The organism is Hyphomonadaceae bacterium BL14 (genome assembly GCA_027627705.1).
In the GTDB taxonomy this organism is placed as follows: Bacteria; Pseudomonadota; Alphaproteobacteria; order Caulobacterales; family Maricaulaceae; genus Oceanicaulis.
Genome location: CP091242.1, coordinates 454,010 through 473,234, shown reverse-complemented (window position 1 = coordinate 473,234; position 19,225 = coordinate 454,010). Strand labels below are relative to the sequence as shown.

The window sequence follows — 19,225 nt, the reverse complement described above, 5'->3', positions numbered from 1 at the left end:
GGGAGCCTTTACCGGGCTCCAACACGCCCACAACCCCATAACGGCCCGGACTTGCTCCCGCGCGCCTCGTATCTCTGAAGCCCTTACGCCCCTGATGGCGCAAGGGGTTTTCGTGCTGGGCCAGCGCATCGCCCGCCGCCGTCCCACCCGCCCCGCGCCCGCATTATGAACGCAGGATGAAGGACGCAGACAGGCCGCTGGCGTTACAGTCGACAATATCTTAACGTCCGGTCCACACATTGCATGCGGTGTGTCGAAAACGGTCACATGAATGTGCTTCATGTGGCTGGCCTGTGGGAGGGTGCCGACCAGGAATGCTAAGGCAAGGCGAGGCGAGCAGATGGTGAAACGTCTTCTGGCCGGGCCGTGGGAGCATATCAAGCAGCGCTTCCCCGACCGGCAGATCTATCACCGCACCGAAGGTCAGGTGCGGTATTTTGCGATCACCACCGAAATGCAAATGGCGGCCATCACCGGCGTCTGCCTGCTGGCGGTATGGCTGGCCATCACCTCGGTCAACATGGTGCTGAGCGCGCGTGCCGAAGGCCGCGTCGACCAGGAGTTCCGCCTTCTGGCCGAGCGCCACCAGCAACAGCTGGACGAGGCCCGCGCCGCCGAGGCCGCCGCCATCGCCTATGTGGAATCGCGCACCAGCGCCTTTGACCGCACGGCCGGGGAGCTTCAGAACCGCTCCAACACGCTGCGCCGCCTGCTCGATTTCGCCGAAGACCTGTCCGTCACGCGCGAACGCGAAAGCCCGAGCCTGGACGATGGCCGCATCCTGATGGCCGCCACCGAGGGCGATGAGGTGCCGCGTGAGCCGCTGGTTGCGCCCAACGCGCTGGCCATGGACCCCGACGCCGACCCGGCTGAACAGCGGGTCGCTGCCCTGCTGGCCGATCAGGAAGCGGCGCTGGCGCTGGTCGAAGAAGGTGCCGAGCAAAGACTGGAGAAGCTTCGCGCGGTCCTGCGCCTGACCGGCATGCGCGTGGATCAGGCGGTCAGCGCCGGTCCCCTGGACGGCGAAGGTGGTACAGGCGGCCCTTTTATCCCGATTGACCAGGCACCGGTCTTTTCCGGCGGGCTGGATCTCAATGACCCGTTCAATGCCCGTATCGCGCGCATCACCGCACGCCTGGTCGAGGCTGAACAGGTGGAGCAATTGCTCACGTCGACGCCGCTGGCTTTGCCCATAGACGGGCCGCACCGGCGCACCTCCCCCTATGGCAACCGTATTGACCCGTTCTCGCGCCGCCCGGCCTTCCACGCCGGCACGGATTTCGCCGCCTATCGCGGGGCGCCGATTGTGTCGCCGGCCCCGGGCCGGGTCGTTTACGCAGGATGGCGGGCAGGCTATGGTCGCACCGTGGAGGTCGATCACGGGTTCGGGTTCCGAACCCGCTTTGCGCACCTGCACTCGATCGATGTTCGCCGAGGGGACGACGTCGAGGCCAGACAACGCTTGGGGGGAATGGGCTCGACGGGCCGCTCGACGGCGACCCATCTCCACTACGAGATTTGGTTCCGTGGCGCGCACGTGGACCCTGAAGATTTCATCAGAGCGGGACGCTATGTTCACTAAAAAAGACTCTCCACCAGCCGCAGCCCCAGACGCCGGCTTCCAGCCGCCGGCCCCGTCCAAGAGGTCGTCCTCCATGAAAAGCAAAGCCCCCTCCATTCTGAGCGCCGATCTGGTCGTGCACGGCTCGATTATGTCCGAGGGCGAAGTCCAGCTGGACGGCACGGTCGAGGGCGATGTGCGCGCCGGCTCGCTGACCATTGGCGAGGAAGCCAATGTGAAGGGCGAAGTGGTTGCCGAGACCGTGGTGATCCGCGGCCGCGTTCAGGGCTCTGTCCGCGCCCGCCAGGTGCAGCTGGCCTCCACCGCCCGCGTCGAGGGCGATGTGATCCATGCCACGCTGTCCATTGAAAGCGGCGCGTTCTTCGACGGCCATTGCCGCCGCTCCACCGATCCGATGACCGACAAGGGCACGGCCCGTTCGGCACCGGCCCGCAACGAGACCGCCTCGCCGGCTGGCGCATCCGCGGCACCGAAGTCCGATGGGCCGTCCCAGCCCCAGACATCCGCGTTCGGCAAGCCGGCCACACCGGCCGCGCCGCCGCCCTCGTCCGGTGCAACAGCGCCGAAGCTCTGAACACCCGATATCATCGTGAGATGAGGCAAGACCGGGCGCGTGCCACACGCGCCCGGTTTTTTTGCGTCAGGTGTCCGGCGCGTCTTCCACGCCGACACGCGCGGCCAGCGCCGCCGCCATGAACGGATCGAGATCACCGTCCAGAACGCCCTGGGTATCGGACGTTTCCACCTGCGTGCGCAGATCCTTGACCATCTGATAGGGCTGCAGGACATAGGAGCGGATCTGGTGGCCCCAGCCGATATCGCTCTTGGAATCGGCCTCGGCCTGCGCGGCCGCCTCCCGCTTCTGCAATTCCTGCTCATACAGGCGTGCGCGCAGCATGTCCCAGGCCTTGGCCCGGTTCTTGTGCTGGGAGCGCTCCGACTGGCACGCCACGGCGATGCCGGTGGGAATATGGGTCAGGCGCACGGCCGAGTCGGTCTTGTTGATGTGCTGGCCGCCCGAGCCTGATGCCCGGTAGGTGTCCGTGCGCACATCCTTGTCGAGGATCTCGATATTGATGGTGTCATCCACCAGCGGATAGGACCAGACACTGGCAAAGCTGGTATGGCGCCGGCCCGAGCTGTCATAGGGCGAAATGCGCACCAGCCGGTGCACGCCGGCCTCGGTCTTCAGCCAGCCATAGGCATTCTCGCCCTTGACCAGCAGTGTGACCGATTTCAGCCCCGCCTCGTCGCCCGCCTGATAATCAATCACCTCGACCTTGTAGCCCGATTTCTCCGCCCAGCGCGTGTACATGCGCGACATCATCTCGGCCCAGTCCTGGGCCTCGGTGCCGCCCGCGCCCGGGTGGATTTCCACATAGCAGTCATTGGCGTCGGCCTCGCCCGACAGCAAGGCCTGCAGCTCGGCCTTGCCCGCCCGCCTGGACAGCTGACGCAGCGCCGAGAGCGCCTCTTCGTACAGCTCTTCTTCGCCTTCGGCCTCGGCCATCTCGGCCACTTCGATATTGTCCGACAGCTCGGACTCGATCTCGCGGACCTCGCGGATCGCGGCGTCCAGCCGGTTGCGCTCACGCATCAGCGTCTGGGCCTGTTCAGGCTTGTCCCAGAGCGAGGGGTCTTCGGCGCGGGCGTTCAGTTCGTCGAGGCGTTTACTGGCAGTATCCCAGTCAAAGACGCCTCCGCAGCAGGAGGGTGGACTGTTCGATGGCCAGTTTCAGTTCGGCGATTTCAGCGCGCATGGCGAGGGGTTCCTGATCGGCGATGGACGCAATGGATGGGCGGGATACCGGCTGGGCGCCGTCAATACAACCCGCCCAGCTCATCCTCTTCATCGTCCTCGTCATCGGGCGCGCGCCGGTCGGCCGCAGTCCCGCCGAGCGCGCCAAAGCCGAAGCTCAGCGCCTCTTCGGCCGAGCTGGCGCCGCGGCGCGGCTCGGTGCCGGGACGGAAGGCCTCCAGGATGACGCCGGGCCGGCCCAGGGCTGACGGTTCGCCCGTATCCCGATTGACCGGTGCCAGGCTGACGCCATCGGGCAGGCGGAAGTTGGAAACGGCATAGCCCTCCAGCGCCGGGCGCAGGAAGTCACGCGCGATCGGTGCTGCCAGCACGCCGCCCGCCTCGCCCTGCCCCAGCGGCACGGGCGTGTCGAAGCCGACATAGACCCCGACAATCAGATCCGGGCTGAAGCCGACGAACCAGGCGTCGCGAAACTCGTTGGTGGTGCCGGTCTTGCCAGCCAGGGGACGGCCCAGCGCACGCAGCGCAGTGCCGGTGCCGCGCGCCACGGCCCCTTCCAGCATACTGACGACCTGATAGGCGACGACCGGATCAACGGCGTCCTCGCCGAGCGGTGCCAGCTGAGGCTCGCTGAGGGAGCGGTCCCACGCATCCGCGTCGCAGCCGGGGCAGTCGCGTTCATCCGCGACCCAGATCGTCCGTCCGGTGCGGTCCTGCACGCGGTCGAGAATGGACGGCTCCACCAGCCGTCCGCCATTGACCAGCGCGCCGTAGGCACCAACCAGATCCATCAGCGTCGTTTCACCGGCACCCAGCGACATGGCCAGGGTGGGCTGCAAATCATCATAGATGCCGAAGCGGCGCGACAAATCGGTCACCGGGCTCATGCCCATGTCCTGGGCCAGACGCACGGTCATCACGTTACGCGACAGCTCCAGTCCGCGCCGCAGCGTGGAGGGGCCGTAGAACACGTCGGAATAATTGGTCGGGCGGTAAAAGCGCATCTCCGCGTCGCCCGACGCCACAAAGGGCGCATCCAGGATGATCGAGACCGGGGTATATCCGTTCTCCAGCGCAGCCGCGTAGACGAAGGGCTTGAAGGCCGATCCTGGCTGGCGGCGCGCCTGTACGGCGCGGTTGAACTGGCTCTGGGCAAAGGAATACCCGCCCACCATGGCCAGCACCCGGCCCGTGAACGGATCCATGGCCAGAATGCCGCCATTGACTTCGGGGATCTGGCGCAGACCGTAATGATCCTCGGCCACGGTCTCTCCGGGCGCGTCCTCGGCGGTCAGACGTTCGACCAGCACCACGTCGCCCATGGTCAGCGCCGCATCGGCGCGCGAGATGGCCGGCCCCAGGCGCGGCATGCCGGTTTCGCGATCACGCGATGGCGTGCGCGCCCAGCTCAGCGCGTAGAGCGGGATGCGCCCGCGCGTACGGTCGGCGAACCCGATCAGCGCCTCGCGCTCATTGACTTCCAGCACCAGCGCGATGGACCATTCGGCGTCGATATCGGCGGGCGGGCGCACGCCCGCCAGGCGCGCCGGCCAATCGTCAAACTCTTCAAACTGGGTCAGCGGCCCCCGGAACCCGTGCCGGCAGTCATAGGTTTCCAGCCCGTCGCGCAGCGCCCGGCGCGCGGCCAGCTGCATGCGGGTATCCAGCGTGGTGCGGATGGACAATCCGCCCTCATAGATCTGCGCATCACCATACCGGTTGAACACGTCGCGGCGCACCTGCTCAACGAAATACTCCGCTGCCAGATAGGTCTCGCCGGCCAGGCGCGTGGTCGCCTCCAGCGGCAGACGGGCCGCCGCTTCCGCGCTCGCCCCGGTGATATAGCCATTGGCGGCCATGCGCGAGAGCACCCAGTTACGCCGGCCGACCGCCGCTTCGGTGCGCCGCTCGGGGTGATAATTATTGGGGCCTTTGGGCAGGGTGGCCAGATAGGCGATCTCGTGCAGTTCCAGCTCGTCCAGCGACTTGTCGAAATAGTTCAGCGCCGCCGCCGCCACGCCATAGGCGCGATTGCCCAGATAGATTTCATTGAGATAGAGCTCGAGGATCTGGTCCTTGGTGAACGCGCGCTCCATGCGCCGCGCCAGCACCATTTCGCGCACCTTGCGGCCGAGCACCTGCTCGGACGTCAAAAGGAAGTTCTTGGCCACCTGCTGGGTGATGGTTGACGCGCCTTCCAGCCGGCGCCCGCCCAGATAATTGCCGATATTGGCGATAGCCGCGCGCACGATGCCGGTGAAATCCAGCCCGCCATGCTGGTAGAAGCTGCGGTCTTCGGCCGAGAGAAAGGCGCTGATCACCTCGGGGGGAATATTCTCGATTGGCACGAACACACGGTGTTCGCGCGCATACTCGGCGATCAGCAGGCCATCGCCGGCATGAACCCGGCTCATGATGGCCGGCTCGTACTCGGCCAGCTGCTCATAGTCGGGAAGGTCGGCGGTGACGCGCACCACATAGACCGCTGAGGCGACCAGGCCGATAACGCCCAGCACGCATACCGCCACGCCGCCCCAGACCAGGGCCCGAAGCGCATTGCCAAAGCTCAACAGTCTCATATGACCCTCACCCGCCAGACAGCCCGCAAGTTGCCCGTGCTATGCCCCCCGAAACGGGCACCATTATGGCGCAAGCCGCGCACAAGCCAACAGTGTGAAGTGGTCAACGCGCCGTGACGGTGGACGCGGGCGCGGCGGTATTGGCCGCCCAGTAAGTCCGCCCGGTGCCGTTGCAGCCGGCAAAATGGGTGTCGATCGCCGCGGCCGCCGCCTGCATCAGGCGCCGGCGCTCGCGTGCATCATTCATGCGGCGCGAATCCTCACGATTGGTCAGGAAGCCCATTTCAAACAGCACCGACGGGGTCTCGGCGTCGGTGAGCACCGCGTAATTGGCTTCCATGGGGGTGGAGCGCCATAGCGGTGCCGTGCGGCCGACCTCGGTCCGCAACGCCTCGGCAAACAGTTCCGACTGGCTGCGCTTGTTGGTGATCGACATCTCCACAAGGATACGCGACACCTCTTCGGGCCGGCTCACATCCACCCAGTTCCCGTCGGTGATGGCGCGGTTGCGCGCCCGGCTCTCGGCGCGCGCATTCATCGAGTAAACCGTTGCGCCCTGCGGCCCGTTATTGTCGCCCGCCGAGTCGGCGTGGATCGAGATGAACAGATCGGCGCGTGCCTCGCGCGCGATCCGCACCCGGTCCTCCAGGGTCACGAACACATCGCGGTCGCGGGTCATGATGACCTCATAGCGCCCGGTCTCGTTCAGGATATCGCGCAGAACCAGACCCGCGGCGAGCACCACACCGGACTCGTGCAAGCCGCCAAAGCGCGCCAGCGCGCCGGGATCGCGCCCGCCATGACCGGGATCGACCACCACCCGGATGCGTTCGCAGGCCTGCGGCGTGAAGCCGACACCCGCTTCGCGCGCCACCAGTTCCGTGATCGTGGCGGCGGCTTGCGGGAAACCGGACACGCTGGCAAAGGCCGCCGCGCTGACCGGCTCCAGATCGATGACCGTGCGGTAGCCGCCACCGGCCGGGTCCAGCGTCATCTGCTGGCGGATATTGGCCGGGCCCGACAGCGAGAAGACCAGTCTTGGATGGCTGGCCGCCTCATCAAACCGGAACATGCCCACCAGACCCGTTCCCAGACCGGCACCGTCGGGCAGATTGGCGACGCGCCAGGACGCGGATTCAAACGACAGCACCAGGCGCGCGCCGGGTTCAGCCAGGGTATGGGCGCGCACACGCACCGGCGTGCGGGTTTCCACCACCACGCGGGTATAGCTGTCATGCTCACCGAATCGAATGGCGGTGATTTCCCCTGCCTGTGCGCTTTCCAGCGCCAGCAGGGCGGCGGCGAACGCCAGGACCGCTGCGAAAAATCGCGTCACCCTTGCACCCTCATCATCCCGTGCGCCTGACTTGCCGCGTTTTGCGGGCAGACGTCTCGTACCCCACGTTAAGGGCGCCCGCCTTTCGATTCGGTTAGCGGACTGTTGAGCATCTCCTAACATGGACAAGCTTGCTTTTCATCGCCTGAAGAATGGTGCAATGTGCCACGCGTCGGCTTGTGCCGGTTCCGGTGACTCGGTCCGCACGCCCGGCAACGACGCGCTTCAGGCCATAATGGCCCGGCGCACATGAAACATGTTCAGGACGACGCGCGCACGGGCCCTTGCCCGACACGCCGGCGCCGGAAACACCAGAGAACGGGCGCGCCGCCCCGGCCCAGGCCATAGCGGATGCGCCCCGAGGACCAACCCCATGCGCGCTGCGTACGCGACCGCTTTGACATCATCAGGCCCTCGCCCCGCTTCGCGCTCCAACGAACGCCGCCACACCCCGCTGCCCGGTTTGACCCGGGCCGGCGACGCTGTCGTGCGGCCTGGAGATCGCTTTAATGTCCCGCAAGATGCTGATCGACGCGGCCCACCCGGAAGAAACCCGGGTCGTGGTCGTGGAAAACAACCGCGTTGAAGAATTCGACTTCGAGTCTGCCTCCAGAAAGCCCATCAGGGGCAATATCTATCTCGCCAAGGTGACCCGTGTGGAGCCCTCGCTCCAGGCCGCTTTCGTCGAGTATGGCGGCAACAAGCACGGCTTCCTCGCCTTCAACGAAATCCACCCGGACTATTACCAGATCCCGCACGCGGATCGCGAAGCCCTGCGCGCCCAGGAAGCCGAAGTCAGTGCCCAGATGGCTGACGAGGCCGCCGCCTCCGCCAATGGTGACGAGGATTCCGAGGCGTCTCAGGATGAGGATGACCTGCTGGACGAGGCCTCGCGCCGGCGCCGCAACCTCCTGCGCAAGTACAAGATCCAGGAAGTCATCAAGCGCCGCCAGGTGCTGCTGGTCCAGGTCGCCAAGGAAGAGCGCGGCAACAAGGGCGCAGCGCTGACCACCTATCTCAGCCTGGCCGGGCGCTATTGCGTGCTGATGCCCAACACTGCGCGCGGTGGCGGCATTTCGCGCAAGATCACCAATGCGCCTGACCGCAAGCGCCTGAAATCAGCGGTGTCGGAACTGTCCGTGCCCCAGGGCATGGGGCTGATCATCCGCACGGCCGGTGCCTCGCGCACCAAGACAGAGATCAAGCGCGACTACGAATACCTGATCCGTCTGTGGGAAAACATTCGCGAGACGACGCTGAAATCCATGGCCCCTTCCCTGATTTACGAGGAAGGCAATCTGGTCAAGCGCACCATCCGCGACATGTATGACAAGGATATCGACGAGGTCCTGGTCGAGGGCGAGGAAGCGTACAAGGAGGCCAAGGCCTTCATGCGCATGCTCATGCCCAGCCACGCCAAGAAGGTGCAGCATTATAACGACGATGCACCGCTTTTCCTGCGCCACCAGGTGGAAAGCCAGCTCGAAGCGATCCATTCGCCCACCGCGCAGCTCAAGTCAGGCGGCTATATCGTCATCAACCCGACCGAGGCGCTGGTTGCCATCGACGTGAACTCGGGCAAGTCGACCAAGGAACGCGGGATCGAGCAGACCGCCCACCGCACCAATCTGGAGGCCGCCGAAGAGGCCGCACGCCAGATGCGCCTGCGCGACCTGGCCGGTCTGATCGTCATCGACTTCATCGACATGGACGAGAACAAAAACGTCCGCGCCGTCGAGAAGAAGATGAAGGACGCGCTGGCCCGCGACCGGGCGCGCCTGCAGATCGGGCGCATCTCCCAGTTCGGCCTGATGGAAATGTCGCGCCAGCGCCGGCGCACCTCGCTGGTGGAAGGCTCCACCGATATCTGCCCGCATTGCGAAGGCACCGGTTATATCCGCTCGGTGGAATCGAGCGCGCTGGTGGTGATGCGCACGCTGGAAGAAGAAGGCGTGCGCGGCCGCTCTGCCCATGTCCGCCTGAGCTGCCCGACCGAAGTGGCGCTCTATTTGCTCAATGAAAAGCGCGACCATTTGCACACCATTGAACAGCGCTACGCCATGCGCGTCACCATCAAGGCCGACGACGCCCTGATGCGTCCGGCCTGCTCGCTGGAGCGTCTGGAAGCGGCCGTTGAAGGTGCCCGGCCCGTCTCGGCGCGCCCGGCCCCGGTCAGCCAGGTGGACGCTGCCGCCGAAGCCGCGCTGGATGCAGCGGCCGAAGCCGCCGCAGAGGCGGAAGAAGCCGAAACCGATGACGACGCCGACGCTGAGGACGCGCCCCGGGAGCGGCCGGCCAGAACAGCGGCCGCAGCAGCCCCGGCTCCGCGCCCGGCTGCCGCAGACGCGGCCGCCGATGGCGACGAGGCCTCCAAGAAGCGCCGCAGACGCGGCCGCCGTGGCGGGCGCAATCGCAAACGCCGCGATGAGGGCGGGCCTGAGAGCGACCAGGGCGGCGAAGCCTTTTCGCGTGATCGCGATGATCGGGACGCCACGACCGACGGTGCCGATGTGCTGGTGGTGGTGGAGCCTACGGGCGGCGATGATTTCGGCTCAGGCGAAGCGCCCCCGCGGCGCACGCGGCCGGCCCGCCGGCGCCGCCGGCCCGGCTCTGACACCGACGAGCGCAACGCCGCCTCCGCCGGCGACGCCGAACCCGAAGCGCCGGCCCAAACGGCAGACGCCAGCGCCCCTGCGCCGGAGGGTCTGGATGACACCGCCGAGGCCGCCAAGCCCAAGCGCCGCCGCCGCAAGGCGCCGGCCGCCGCTGAAGCCGCAAAGGATGCTGATGCCGTAAGCGCCGCTGCCCCGGCAGAGCCCGAAGCCGCGGACGCTGAAGCCGCCCCGGCCAAGGCACCGCGCAAGCGCACGCGGCGCAAGCCCGCTGAGGCGCCGGCCGCCGAAGCTGCCCCTGTGGAACCGGCTGCGGCAGACTCTGCCTCCGAAGCCGCTACCCCGGCACCGGAAGCCAAGCCCGCCCGCACGCGGCGCAAGGCTCCGGCCAAACCCAAGGCGGCAGACGCCAAGGCAGAGCCCAAAGCCGAGCCCAAAGCCAGGCCGGCCCCCAAGCCCAAGGCCGAGCCGGAGGCGAAAGCCGAGCCCGCGCCGGAGCCGAAAACCGACGAGCCGCGCAAGACCGGCTGGTGGTCACGTTCCAGCAAGCTGCTGGGACTGAAATAACATTTGTGAGAGCGGCGCGCCCGGACTAGGCGCGCCGCCTCATATCTGTCTAGATTGCCCATGAGAACGCTGAGGGGTCAGCCACAGGGGGAGGGAGTATCGCCTTGCCCGTAATCTCATTCCTGCGCCGGACTGCAGCCGCCTGCGCCGCGCTCGTGCTGGCTTCTGCGCCCGCCATCGCCCAGGGTCTCGTGCGCGATGCCGAAATCGAAGCGGTGATGCGCGCCTATTCCGACCCGCTGATCGAAGCGGCCGGGCTCAATCTCAATTCGGTCGACATCTATCTGGTCGGCGATATGGAGTTCAACGCGTTCGTCACGCGCGGGCAGAACGTGTTCCTGCATACCGGCCTGATCGTGGTGGCCCAGACCCCCAACGAGATCAAGGGCGTGATCGCTCACGAGATCGGCCATATCGAGGGCGCCCATCTGGTGCGCATGCAGCAGGCCGAGCGCAGCGCCATGGCCACCATGGCCGCGGCCATCGGGGTGGGCATCATCGCTGCCCTGGCCGGTGCGGGCGATGCGGGCGCGGCGATCATTGCGTCCTCGCCCCAGTTCGCCACGCTGGATTTCATGACCTATACGCGGTCCCAGGAAGCTGCCGCCGACCAGGCCGCGGTGCGCTTCATGACCGCGACCGGCCAGTCCGGCCGCGGTCTGGTGAGCACGTTCGAGCGTCTGGCCCATCAGGAGCGCCTCTCCTTCCAGCGCCGCTGGCAGTATTTCCGCTCCCACCCGCTCTCCTCTGACCGGATCACGGCGCTGCGGCGCAATGTCGAAGCCTCGCCCTATGCCGACGTGCCCGACACCGAGGAAGAGATCGCCACCCTGCGGCGCATCCAGGCCAAGATCATCGGCTTCATGGCCCCGCCCGCCCAGACCTTCGATCGCTATCCCGAAAGCGACACCTCGATACCGGCGCGCTATGCGCGCGCAGTGGCGTTCTACAAGCAGGGCCTGATGACCCGCGCCGAGGAAGTGATCCTCACCCTGATCGCAGACGAGCCGGACAATCCCTACTTCCACGAGCTGCACGGCCAGATGCTGTTTGAAAGCGGGAATATTGACCGCGCCATCCCGCCCTATCGCCGCTCCCTGGAACTGGCTGAACGCCAGCCGCTTTTGCAGATCGGTCTGGCCACAGCGCTGATCGCCACAGGCGAGCAGGCCTCTGTGAACGAGGCACTCACCCTGCTCTCCCAGGCCCTGGTGGCCGAGCCTGACAATGCGTTTGGCTGGTTCCAGAAATCCCTCGCTCATACCGAGCTGGGCGATCTGGCCATGGCGGAGCTGGCCACCGCCGAGCGCTATTTCGCCGTGGGCGATTCGATGCACGCGCATCTGTTCGCCCGCCGTGCCCATGACCGGCTCGATCGTGGTACGGAAGCGTGGATACGCTCGGCCGAACTGCTATACGCCACCGAACCGACCGCGCGCGAAATCCGCGAGTGGAACCGCCGCGAGCAGACCCGGCCGAACTTCGCCGGGCTTCAATTGCACTGATCTGACTGGAGATTGCATGATCCGCCCCCTCGCCGCTTGCGCCATCGCCGCCCTGCTCACCGGCTGCAGCGATGCTGCCGGCCCTGAGCCGGACCGCGCCGAAATCGAGACGGTGGTGCGTGAGTATATCGCGGCGAACCCTGAAATGATCGAGGACGCGCTGGTGGAGCTGCGCCGCCGCGCCGAAGCGCGCGAAGCCCAGCAATTGCGCGATGCCGCCGTGGCGCTGACCGGTGCCCTGTTCGCCGACGCGCGTGATCCGTTCCTGGGCGCTCAGGACGCGGTCGTCACCGTGGTGGAGTTCACCGACTATGCCTGCGCTTTCTGCAAGCGCGCCCATGAGTGGAAGGAGCTGATGCTCACCCTGTATCCCGGCCAGGTGCGCTTTGTGCACAAAACCCTGCCCCTGCGCGGCGAGGCGTCGGAAATCTCAGCTCTGGCCGCCTTGTCGGTTTGGGAAGGCCAGCGCGATGTCTACGAGGCCTTCCATGATGGCCTGATGGTGCATCGCGGCGCGCTGGACCAGGCCGCGCTGGACGAGGTCGCCGAGGCGGCCGGCGTCGACGTGGCGGCCATGCGCGCCGGCATGCTCAGCCCCGCAGTGGAAGCCCATCTCGACCGCACGTTCGAGTTGGCCAACCAGCTCAATCTGCGCGGCACGCCCATGTTCCTGTTTCCCGGCGACGTGATCATCCCCGGCTACGCCCCGCCGGAAATGACCGCCGCGCTGGAAGCGGCGCTCCAGGCGGCGGGCGATGAACCGGCGGACGGCTAGGTCTGCGCCGGACGGCGCAGCCATACGCCGCACACGATGAACCAGGTCAAGAATGCGGCCTCTGCGATGCGCTGCAGGGCGCCGCGCCAGTCCAGCGCCGCGTCGATGGACAGCAACGCGGCCAGCGCGATCCCGGCCGCCGCCAGTCCTGACAGACCCAGCCAAAGCCCGCCCCGCCATCCGAGCGCCGCCGCGCCGGTCAGCGCCATGCCGAGCACGCCGATCAGATACCCGCCTCCGCCGATCGTGTTGTGCAGCGTCTGGGACAGGCTGGGCTCATCGGGCATGCAGGCGCTTGCGGCATCGCATGGAAAGATGCCGCCAGCGATGGCGCCGGCGCCATACCCTGCCAGCATGACGAACCCGGTGATCGCAAGTCCCGAGCGGGGCGCTGCTCGCGCCGCTGTGAGGCAGAACAGGCACTGAAGGATTCCGATCGGGACAAAGCCAAGCCAGCCGGTCCACGGAAATGTCGGCGCACCGACGGCTCCCAGTTCGCTGATGAATTGCCCAGTCTGGTCATAGCCGGGATAGAACAGGCTCCCGGCTGCCAGAACGCCTGCCAGCCAGCCGGCCGTCGCCAGCGCCAGCCAAAACGGCGCCGATGCGCGCGGCACCATACCCTGTCCTGACATGCTTCCCCCCCTGCGGCCGCCCGAAGTCCAAGCGCCTTCCAGCAGGTTACCGCATTCACTGGCGCTGCGTCACCGGTTACACGTCCATGTGCAGGAACTGGTTGAACGTTGTTGAGGCATAACCGCCAAAGGCCTCGCAACTCACAAAACCCCGCTTGCGGTACAGCGCCAGCGACGCTTCGAAGGCCGGCCCGCTGCCCGTCTCCAGGCTGAGGCGGCGCCAGCCGCGCGCGCCGGCTTCTGCGATGATGTGATCAAGCAGCGCCGCCGCAACGCCCTGACGCAGATGATCGGGATGGGTGCGCATTGACTTGATCTCGCCGTGTGCTCCGCCAAGGCTTTTCAGCGCGCCGATGCCCGCAATCGTCCCGCCCCGCCACGCGGTCCACACCGTGACGTCCGGCGTCTTGAGCCCTGACAAATCCAGCGCATGCACCGTTCCCGGCGGCGAATGGGCGTGCATGCCCGCCAGATGCAGGGCCAGCAGCGCCCGGGTCTGCGCGCCGGATAAATCGTCTTCGCGAATATCGATCATGGGGTGGACCTAGCGGTGAGCGCGATCATCTCCCGAGTACGCGCAAAGGCGCAATCCCCCTAAATCAATCCACCCAGCGGGCTGGACGGATCGGCGTAGAGCTTCTTGCGCATGCGCCCGGCCAGATACGCCTCGCGCCCCGCAATGACCGCATGCTTCATGGCGCGCGCCATGCGGATCGGGTCTCTGGCTTCGGCGATGGCGGTGTTCATCAGCACGCCATCGCAGCCCAGCTCCATGGCGATGGCCGCATCCGACGCTGTCCCCACGCCCGCATCGACGATCACCGGCACCTTGGCCGCCTCGATGATCAAACGAATATTGACCGGGTTCTGGATGCCGAGCCCCGAGCCGATGGGCGCGCCCAGCGGCATGATCGCGCACGCGCCGGCCTCTTCGAGCTTGCGCGCATAGACCGGGTCGTCGGAACAATAGACCATCACGTCGAACCCCTCCTTGATGAGAAGTTCCGTGGCGCGCAGCGTCTCGGCCATGTCCGGATAGAGGTGTTTGGGGTCGGACAGTACTTCCAGCTTCACCAGCGACCAGCCGCCTGCCTCGCGCGCCAGGCGCAGCGTGCGCACGGCATCCTCGCCGGTAAAGCAGCCGGCCGTGTTGGGCAAGAAGATGTATTTTTCAGGATCGATGAAATCGACCAGGCGCGGCTGGGACGGGTCGGACAGATTCACCCGGCGCACCGCCACGGTAATCATCTCCGCCCCCGACGCTTCGAGCGCGCGGGCGTTCTGTTCGTAGCTTTCATACTTGCCCGTCCCGATGATCAGGCGCGAGGCGAGCGTGCGCCCGGCCACCACCAGAGGGGCGTCAACGGGTGCGGCGGCGGGGGCGGTCGATGGGGTATCGGTCATGGTCTTCTTCTAACGCGGGGCCGGGCAGGCGTCATCAGTCTGGCGCGCACCGGCGCAGTCGGGTAAAATCGCATGCGGGTTCATCTCAAGGGGGGATTGTCCATGCAACCAGCCATGTTTGCCGCCGCTATCGTTCTGGCTCTCGTCGCGCTTGCCAACTGGGGTTATGCGGCCTGGCGCACGTTTACCGGAACGCCGTTTGACGACAGCCTGCCATTGATGATCGCCGGATTCATCTGCCTGGCCATGATCGCGGTGCTCGGCGTGGTAACGGGCAAGAAAAAGGGCTGAGCGCCCTCACCCGCCCCCGACAAACTGCACGATCTCCAGCCGGTCGCCCTGTTCGATGGTGATCGCGGCGTACTGGCCGCGCGGCGCGATCTCCAGATTGCGCTCCACCGCCACCTTGCGCGGATCCAGCGCCAGCGCCTCAAGCAGGCCGGCCAGCGTCAGTCCGGCATCTACCTGGCGCGTCTCGCCATTGAGCTCAATCGTGATCTTTGGCATGGGTGCTGCGCTCTGGGGCAAGGGTTTGCTTGTTCTTCCGCCCCTTCACGTCGTAAAACTGAGGCCAGTCGTCAAGGCGCCCCGGCGCCCGGAGCCGGAACATCTTGTCAGACATCAAGCCCGTCCATGTGCTCAACGGTCCCAACCTGAACCTGCTCGGCACCCGCGAGCCGGAGGTTTACGGTCGCGCCACGCTGGCGGATATCGAGACGCTGTGCCGCGAGGCGGCAGCCCGCCACGGCGTGGACATCGTGTTCGAGCAGACCAATCATGAAGGTCAGCTTGTGGACTGGATCCAGCGCGCCGGGCGCGAGGCCAGCGCCATCGTGATCAACCCGGCCGCCTACACCCACACCTCGGTCGCCCTGCTCGATGCGCTCAAGGGGGTGGACGTCCCGGCTGTGGAAGTGCATCTGTCGCAACCTGCTGCGCGCGAACCGTTTCGTGCGGTGTCCTATGCAGCGCGCGCTGCGGCTGGCAGTATTTCCGGCTTTGGTCCCATGGGTTATGCCTTGGGGATAGAGGCGGCGGTGCAGCTGGCGCGCGCCCGTCAAAAAACGAGCCAGTAAAGGGATCTTGATTTCATGGCGTCCAACCCGTCCGGCCCGCAGGGCGATGCGAAGTTCGTGCGCGAACTGGCCAAAATCCTCAAAGACACCGATCTCACCGAGATCGAGGTGGAGCGCGGCGACCTGAAAATCCGCGTCGCGCGTGAGTTTCCTGCAGCCCCGGCGGTCCACTACGCCGCCGCCCCGGTCCAGGCCGCAGCGCCCGCACCCGCGGCCGTCAGCGCGCCGGTCCCTGCTGCTGCCAGCGCGCCCGAAGCGGCCGCCGCTGACCCCAAGACCCATCCCGGCGCGGTCAACTCGCCCATGGTCGGCACCTGCTATTTGCGCCCCAGCCCGGACGCGGACCTGTTCAAGAAGGCCGGCGACGCGGTGAAGGAAGGCGAGACCATTTTGCTGATCGAGGCGATGAAAACCTTCAACCCGATCACCGCGCCCAAATCCGGCAAGCTGATTGAGATCCTCGTCGCCGAGGCCCAGCCTGTCGAATACGGCGAGCCTCTTTTCATCATCGGCTGAGGCGGATCTGCGCATGTTCGACAAGATCCTGATCGCCAACCGGGGCGAAATTGCCCTGCGCATCCACAGGGCCTGCCGCGAAATGGGCATCGCCACGGTGGCGGTGCATTCGGAAGCCGACGCCAACGCCATGCACGTCAAGCTGGCCGATGAGAGCGTGTGCATCGGCCCGCCCCCTGCCGGGCGCAGCTATCTGCACGTGCCGTCGATCATTGCGGCCGCCGAAGTGACCGGCGCCCAGGCGATCCATCCCGGCTATGGCTTCCTGTCGGAAAACGCGCGCTTTGCCGAGATCGTGGAAGCCCATGGCCTGACCTTCATCGGCCCCAAGCCCGAAACCATCCGCCTGATGGGCGACAAGATCACCGCCAAACAGGCCGCCGTGGATGCCGGCATCCCCGTGGTGCCCGGCTCTGACGGTGCCATCACGGACATGGCCGAAGCGCGCAAGGTCGCCAAATCCATCGGCTTTCCGGTGCTGATCAAGGCCGCTTCCGGCGGCGGCGGGCGCGGGATGAAGGTCGCCGAGAACGAAGCCAGCCTGGAATCAGCCCTCCAGACCGCGTCCTCCGAAGCCAAGGCCGCCTTCGGTGATGGCTCGGTCTATATCGAGAAATATCTTGGCAAGCCGCGCCATATCGAGATCCAGGTCATGGCCGACGAGCATGGCCATGTCATCCATCTGGGCGAGCGCGACTGCTCGCTCCAGCGCCGCCACCAGAAAGTGCTCGAGGAAGCGCCGTCCGTCGCGCTGGACGCCGCCGCGCGCGCCAAGATCGGCAAAACCGTCACCGACGCAGTCAAGGCGATCGGCTATCGCGGTGCCGGCACGGTGGAGTTCCTCTACGAGAACGGCGAGTTCTTCTTCATCGAAATGAACACCCGCCTGCAGGTGGAGCATCCGGTCACCGAGGCCATCACCGGCGTCGACCTGGTGCGCGAACAGATCCGCGTCGCCGCGGGGCTGGAGCTGGGCCTCACTCAGGATGATGTAAAGATCAATGGCTGGTCCATCGAGTGCCGGATCAATGCGGAAAACCCCAACACCTTCACGCCTTCGCCGGGCAAGGTGACCGAGTTCCACGCACCGGGCGGGCTCGGCGTCCGCCTCGATTCCGCCCTCTATGCCGGCTACACGATCCCGCCCTATTACGACTCCATGATCGGCAAGCTGATCGTGCACGGGCGCGACCGGCCCGAAGCGCTGATGCGTCTGAAGCGCGCGCTGGGCGAGATGGTCGTGGGCGGGGTGGAAACCACTATTCCGCTGCATCTGGCACTGCTTGAGGAGCCGGCCTTCCTGGCGGGTGATTATCACATCCGCTGGCTGGAAAGCTGGCTGGCCGAACGCAATAAGACGTAAGGGGAGGTCCGCGCCATGCGCGGCTTCGGGGTCAAGGAGTTACTGGACTGCTATGCGCGCGGTGCGTTTCCCATGGCGGAAACGCGCGACGATCCGCGCATCTTCCTGCTCGAGCCTGATGTGCGCGGCGTGCTGCCGCTGGCCGATTTCCACATCCCGCGCAGCCTGCGCCGGACCGTGCGCCAGGACCTGTTCCACGTAACGGTAAATCGCTGTTTCGAGGCGGTGCTGCGCGGCTGCGCGGCACCGGGTCCGGGCCGCGAAGACACCTGGATCAATGAGCGCATTGCCTCGCTCTATCTGGAACTCCACGCCGCCGGACACGCCCACTCGGTTGAGTGCTGGCGCGGCGGCGCGCTGGCGGGCGGGCTCTATGGCGTGAGTCTGGGCGCGGCCTTCTTTGGCGAAAGCATGTTCTCGCGCCAGACCGACGCGTCCAAGACCGCGCTGGTGCATCTGGTGGCGCGGCTCAAGGCCGGCGGGTTTGAGCTGCTGGACGCGCAATTCCTGACCGCGCACCTGCAGCGCTTTGGTGCCGTGGCCACGCCGCGGGCACGCTACAAAACGATGCTGTCAAAGGCGGTAGCGCGTGAGGCTGATTTCTTCGCCCTGCCCGAGGGCCTGCCGGGCGCTCAGCTTCTGCAGTCGATGACCCAGACGTCATAGACCGGATGCTCAAGCGCGTTCAGCCCCGGGCTCGACGCAAACATCCAGCCTGAGAAAATCTGCTCGCCCTCGTCTTCGCCGCCAAAGCCGTCCGTGCGCCGGTCATTGACCTGCAGAAAGGCGAACACTTCAGGCGGCTCTTCGGGCGGCCGCTTGCGGCAATACTGCACGGTGATGGACAGTGCGCCGAACTGCACCGCCTCGCCCACCGGTGCCTCGAAGTCGCGGGTGCGCGCCGTGACCTTGTCGAGCCCGCGCAGCATGGCGACCGTACCGGGGCGCGAGGACAGCTCACGCGCGCCGTCGCCCTGCTGGGCAAGCGCGGGAGCGGAGATCAGGAGGGACGCGGTCAGGACGAGTGAGCGGATCATGGAAGTCATTTTGTCACGAGATGTGTGGCGGGACCATGGCCTATTCGCCCGGTGTCCACGGTTCATAATCGGACGAGGTTTCCTGACGCAGACGCCGGGACCCGAAGTTCAGAGAGCCGGCTGGGCGGTAGGCGCGCAGCGTGCCGGTATGGTTGGGCTCATGGTCCAGCTCCCACGGGCGGCGCGCCATCGTCTCTTCGCTCGGCGCATCATCAAATGTGTGGTGCAGCCAGCCATGCCAGTCCGACGGCACGCGCGAGGCGTCGGCATAGCCCTTGTACACCACCCAGCGGCGCGTCTTGCCGTCGGCACCGGTGCCGGCCTTGCGCTCCTGGAAGTACCGATTGCCGAACTGGTCCTCGCCCACCTGCTCGCCCGAACGCCAGATGGTCCAGGCCGCACCAGCCGACGCGCCATTCCACCAGGTGAATATCTTGGACAGAAAGCCGAGCATGGGCCGTTCCTCATCGAAGCATAAG

General features: G+C 66.4%; 20 protein-coding genes. 10 read left to right on the top strand and 10 right to left on the bottom strand.

Annotated features, from left to right (window positions below):
• The first annotated feature begins 340 nt into the window (after positions 1–340).
• Both L2D00_02145 and L2D00_02140 read left to right on the top strand, forming a co-directional pair.
• The gene (locus L2D00_02145; protein WBQ13499.1) at positions 341–1,582 is read left to right on the top strand and encodes a peptidoglycan DD-metalloendopeptidase family protein; all 1,242 of its coding nucleotides are present in this window, start codon (positions 341–343) and stop codon (positions 1,580–1,582) included.
• 73 nt (positions 1,583–1,655) lie between these two features.
• On the top strand, positions 1,656–2,156 hold the full coding sequence (locus tag L2D00_02140) for a polymer-forming cytoskeletal protein (GenBank protein WBQ13498.1): 501 nt from the start codon (positions 1,656–1,658) through the stop codon (positions 2,154–2,156).
• A 66-nt stretch (positions 2,157–2,222) separates the two neighbouring features.
• Here the strand turns inward: L2D00_02140 and prfB are convergent.
• The 4 genes from prfB to L2D00_02120 all read right to left on the bottom strand — a co-directional run bounded on the left by prfB (position 2,223) and on the right by L2D00_02120 (position 7,256).
• A protein-coding gene (prfB, locus tag L2D00_02135; protein WBQ13497.1) for a peptide chain release factor 2 occupies positions 2,223–3,342 on the bottom strand; the annotation gives its coding sequence in 2 pieces (ribosomal slippage) (positions 2,223–3,272 and positions 3,274–3,342; 1,119 coding nt in all).
• Positions 3,271–3,426 (bottom strand): hypothetical protein, encoded by a 156-nt coding sequence (locus L2D00_02130; protein WBQ14519.1) that lies wholly within the window; start codon positions 3,424–3,426, stop codon positions 3,271–3,273. Before L2D00_02130 ends, prfB begins: the two co-directional genes overlap by 72 nt.
• Positions 3,404–5,920 carry a penicillin-binding protein 1A gene (locus L2D00_02125; protein WBQ13496.1) on the bottom strand — a complete coding sequence of 839 codons (2,517 nt, stop codon included), beginning with the start codon at positions 5,918–5,920 and terminating at the stop codon, positions 3,404–3,406. The genes L2D00_02130 and L2D00_02125 overlap by 23 nt, the downstream gene beginning before the upstream one ends.
• 103 nt (positions 5,921–6,023) lie before the next feature.
• Positions 6,024–7,256, bottom strand: coding sequence for an N-acetylmuramoyl-L-alanine amidase (locus L2D00_02120; GenBank protein WBQ13495.1), 1,233 nt, complete (start codon positions 7,254–7,256; stop codon positions 6,024–6,026).
• Positions 7,257–7,765: 509 nt separating this feature from the next.
• Between L2D00_02120 and L2D00_02115 the strand changes: the two genes are divergently transcribed.
• From L2D00_02115 to L2D00_02105, 3 genes are all read left to right on the top strand, one after another.
• The gene (locus tag L2D00_02115) at positions 7,766–10,435 is read left to right on the top strand and encodes an Rne/Rng family ribonuclease (protein ID WBQ13494.1); all 2,670 of its coding nucleotides are present in this window, start codon (positions 7,766–7,768) and stop codon (positions 10,433–10,435) included.
• A gap of 104 nt (positions 10,436–10,539) precedes the next feature.
• Positions 10,540–11,940: a M48 family metalloprotease gene (locus L2D00_02110; protein ID WBQ13493.1), complete on the top strand. Its 1,401-nt coding sequence runs from the start codon at positions 10,540–10,542 to the stop codon at positions 11,938–11,940.
• A gap of 16 nt (positions 11,941–11,956) precedes the next feature.
• Complete coding sequence (locus L2D00_02105; protein WBQ13492.1) at positions 11,957–12,715, top strand: DsbA family protein; 759 nt, start codon at positions 11,957–11,959, stop codon at positions 12,713–12,715.
• On the opposite strand, the gene L2D00_02100 is transcribed toward L2D00_02105, so the two are convergent.
• From L2D00_02100 to L2D00_02090, 3 genes are all read right to left on the bottom strand, one after another.
• On the bottom strand, positions 12,712–13,350 hold the full coding sequence (locus L2D00_02100) for a DUF998 domain-containing protein (GenBank protein ID WBQ13491.1): 639 nt from the start codon (positions 13,348–13,350) through the stop codon (positions 12,712–12,714). The two genes, L2D00_02105 and L2D00_02100, sit on opposite strands and share 4 nt — an antisense overlap.
• Before the next feature lie 76 nt (positions 13,351–13,426).
• Positions 13,427–13,885: a GNAT family N-acetyltransferase gene (locus L2D00_02095; protein ID WBQ13490.1), complete on the bottom strand. Its 459-nt coding sequence runs from the start codon at positions 13,883–13,885 to the stop codon at positions 13,427–13,429.
• A gap of 59 nt (positions 13,886–13,944) precedes the next feature.
• Positions 13,945–14,754: a thiazole synthase gene (locus tag L2D00_02090; protein ID WBQ13489.1), complete on the bottom strand. Its 810-nt coding sequence runs from the start codon at positions 14,752–14,754 to the stop codon at positions 13,945–13,947.
• 102 nt (positions 14,755–14,856) lie between these two features.
• Here L2D00_02090 and L2D00_02085 point away from each other — a divergent pair, with 102 nt between their 5' ends.
• Entirely contained in the window at positions 14,857–15,045 is a 189-nt protein-coding gene (locus L2D00_02085; protein WBQ13488.1) for a hypothetical protein, read from the top strand.
• Between the two features lie 6 nt (positions 15,046–15,051).
• Here L2D00_02085 and thiS read toward each other — a convergent pair whose 3' ends face one another.
• Positions 15,052–15,261, bottom strand: coding sequence for a sulfur carrier protein ThiS (gene thiS / locus L2D00_02080; protein ID WBQ13487.1), 210 nt, complete (start codon positions 15,259–15,261; stop codon positions 15,052–15,054).
• A 104-nt stretch (positions 15,262–15,365) separates the two neighbouring features.
• Here thiS and aroQ point away from each other — a divergent pair, with 104 nt between their 5' ends.
• The 4 genes from aroQ to aat are packed head-to-tail and all read left to right on the top strand — an operon-like array spanning position 15,366 to position 18,375.
• Complete coding sequence (gene aroQ / locus L2D00_02075) at positions 15,366–15,830, top strand: type II 3-dehydroquinate dehydratase (protein WBQ13486.1); 465 nt, start codon at positions 15,366–15,368, stop codon at positions 15,828–15,830.
• A gap of 15 nt (positions 15,831–15,845) precedes the next feature.
• Complete coding sequence (gene accB / locus L2D00_02070; GenBank protein ID WBQ13485.1) at positions 15,846–16,346, top strand: acetyl-CoA carboxylase biotin carboxyl carrier protein; 501 nt, start codon at positions 15,846–15,848, stop codon at positions 16,344–16,346.
• 13 nt (positions 16,347–16,359) lie between these two features.
• Complete coding sequence (gene accC, locus L2D00_02065; GenBank protein ID WBQ13484.1) at positions 16,360–17,709, top strand: acetyl-CoA carboxylase biotin carboxylase subunit; 1,350 nt, start codon at positions 16,360–16,362, stop codon at positions 17,707–17,709.
• 15 nt (positions 17,710–17,724) lie between these two features.
• Complete coding sequence (gene aat, locus L2D00_02060) at positions 17,725–18,375, top strand: leucyl/phenylalanyl-tRNA--protein transferase (GenBank protein ID WBQ13483.1); 651 nt, start codon at positions 17,725–17,727, stop codon at positions 18,373–18,375.
• Here the strand turns inward: aat and L2D00_02055 are convergent.
• Positions 18,342–18,746 carry a DUF2155 domain-containing protein gene (locus tag L2D00_02055; protein WBQ13482.1) on the bottom strand — a complete coding sequence of 135 codons (405 nt, stop codon included), beginning with the start codon at positions 18,744–18,746 and terminating at the stop codon, positions 18,342–18,344. The genes aat and L2D00_02055 overlap by 34 nt on opposite strands.
• 40 nt (positions 18,747–18,786) lie before the next feature.
• Positions 18,787–19,200, bottom strand: a complete 414-nt coding sequence (locus L2D00_02050; protein WBQ13481.1) for an NADH:ubiquinone oxidoreductase subunit NDUFA12 — start codon at positions 19,198–19,200, stop codon at positions 18,787–18,789.
• Between the last annotated feature and the right edge of the window lie 25 nt (positions 19,201–19,225).

What these genes read in the sequence shown, in the direction of transcription:
- L2D00_02145 (WBQ13499.1), top strand. Translation starts at nt 341, where the DNA reads ATGGTGAAACGTCTTCTGGCCGGGCCGTGGGAGCATATCAAGCAGCGC.
- L2D00_02140 (WBQ13498.1), top strand. Translation starts at nt 1,656, where the DNA reads ATGAAAAGCAAAGCCCCCTCCATTCTGAGCGCCGATCTGGTCGTGCAC.
- L2D00_02130 (WBQ14519.1), bottom strand. Translation starts at nt 3,426, where the DNA reads ATGAGCTGGGCGGGTTGTATTGACGGCGCCCAGCCGGTATCCCGCCCA.
- L2D00_02125 (WBQ13496.1), bottom strand. Translation starts at nt 5,920, where the DNA reads ATGAGACTGTTGAGCTTTGGCAATGCGCTTCGGGCCCTGGTCTGGGGC.
- L2D00_02115 (WBQ13494.1), top strand. Translation starts at nt 7,766, where the DNA reads ATGTCCCGCAAGATGCTGATCGACGCGGCCCACCCGGAAGAAACCCGG.
- L2D00_02105 (WBQ13492.1), top strand. Translation starts at nt 11,957, where the DNA reads ATGATCCGCCCCCTCGCCGCTTGCGCCATCGCCGCCCTGCTCACCGGC.
- L2D00_02100 (WBQ13491.1), bottom strand. Translation starts at nt 13,350, where the DNA reads ATGTCAGGACAGGGTATGGTGCCGCGCGCATCGGCGCCGTTTTGGCTG.
- L2D00_02095 (WBQ13490.1), bottom strand. Translation starts at nt 13,885, where the DNA reads ATGATCGATATTCGCGAAGACGATTTATCCGGCGCGCAGACCCGGGCG.
- L2D00_02090 (WBQ13489.1), bottom strand. Translation starts at nt 14,754, where the DNA reads ATGACCGATACCCCATCGACCGCCCCCGCCGCCGCACCCGTTGACGCC.
- L2D00_02085 (WBQ13488.1), top strand. Translation starts at nt 14,857, where the DNA reads ATGCAACCAGCCATGTTTGCCGCCGCTATCGTTCTGGCTCTCGTCGCG.
- thiS (WBQ13487.1), bottom strand. Translation starts at nt 15,261, where the DNA reads ATGCCAAAGATCACGATTGAGCTCAATGGCGAGACGCGCCAGGTAGAT.
- accB (WBQ13485.1), top strand. Translation starts at nt 15,846, where the DNA reads ATGGCGTCCAACCCGTCCGGCCCGCAGGGCGATGCGAAGTTCGTGCGC.
- accC (WBQ13484.1), top strand. Translation starts at nt 16,360, where the DNA reads ATGTTCGACAAGATCCTGATCGCCAACCGGGGCGAAATTGCCCTGCGC.
- aat (WBQ13483.1), top strand. Translation starts at nt 17,725, where the DNA reads ATGCGCGGCTTCGGGGTCAAGGAGTTACTGGACTGCTATGCGCGCGGT.
- L2D00_02055 (WBQ13482.1), bottom strand. Translation starts at nt 18,746, where the DNA reads ATGATCCGCTCACTCGTCCTGACCGCGTCCCTCCTGATCTCCGCTCCC.
- L2D00_02050 (WBQ13481.1), bottom strand. Translation starts at nt 19,200, where the DNA reads ATGCTCGGCTTTCTGTCCAAGATATTCACCTGGTGGAATGGCGCGTCG.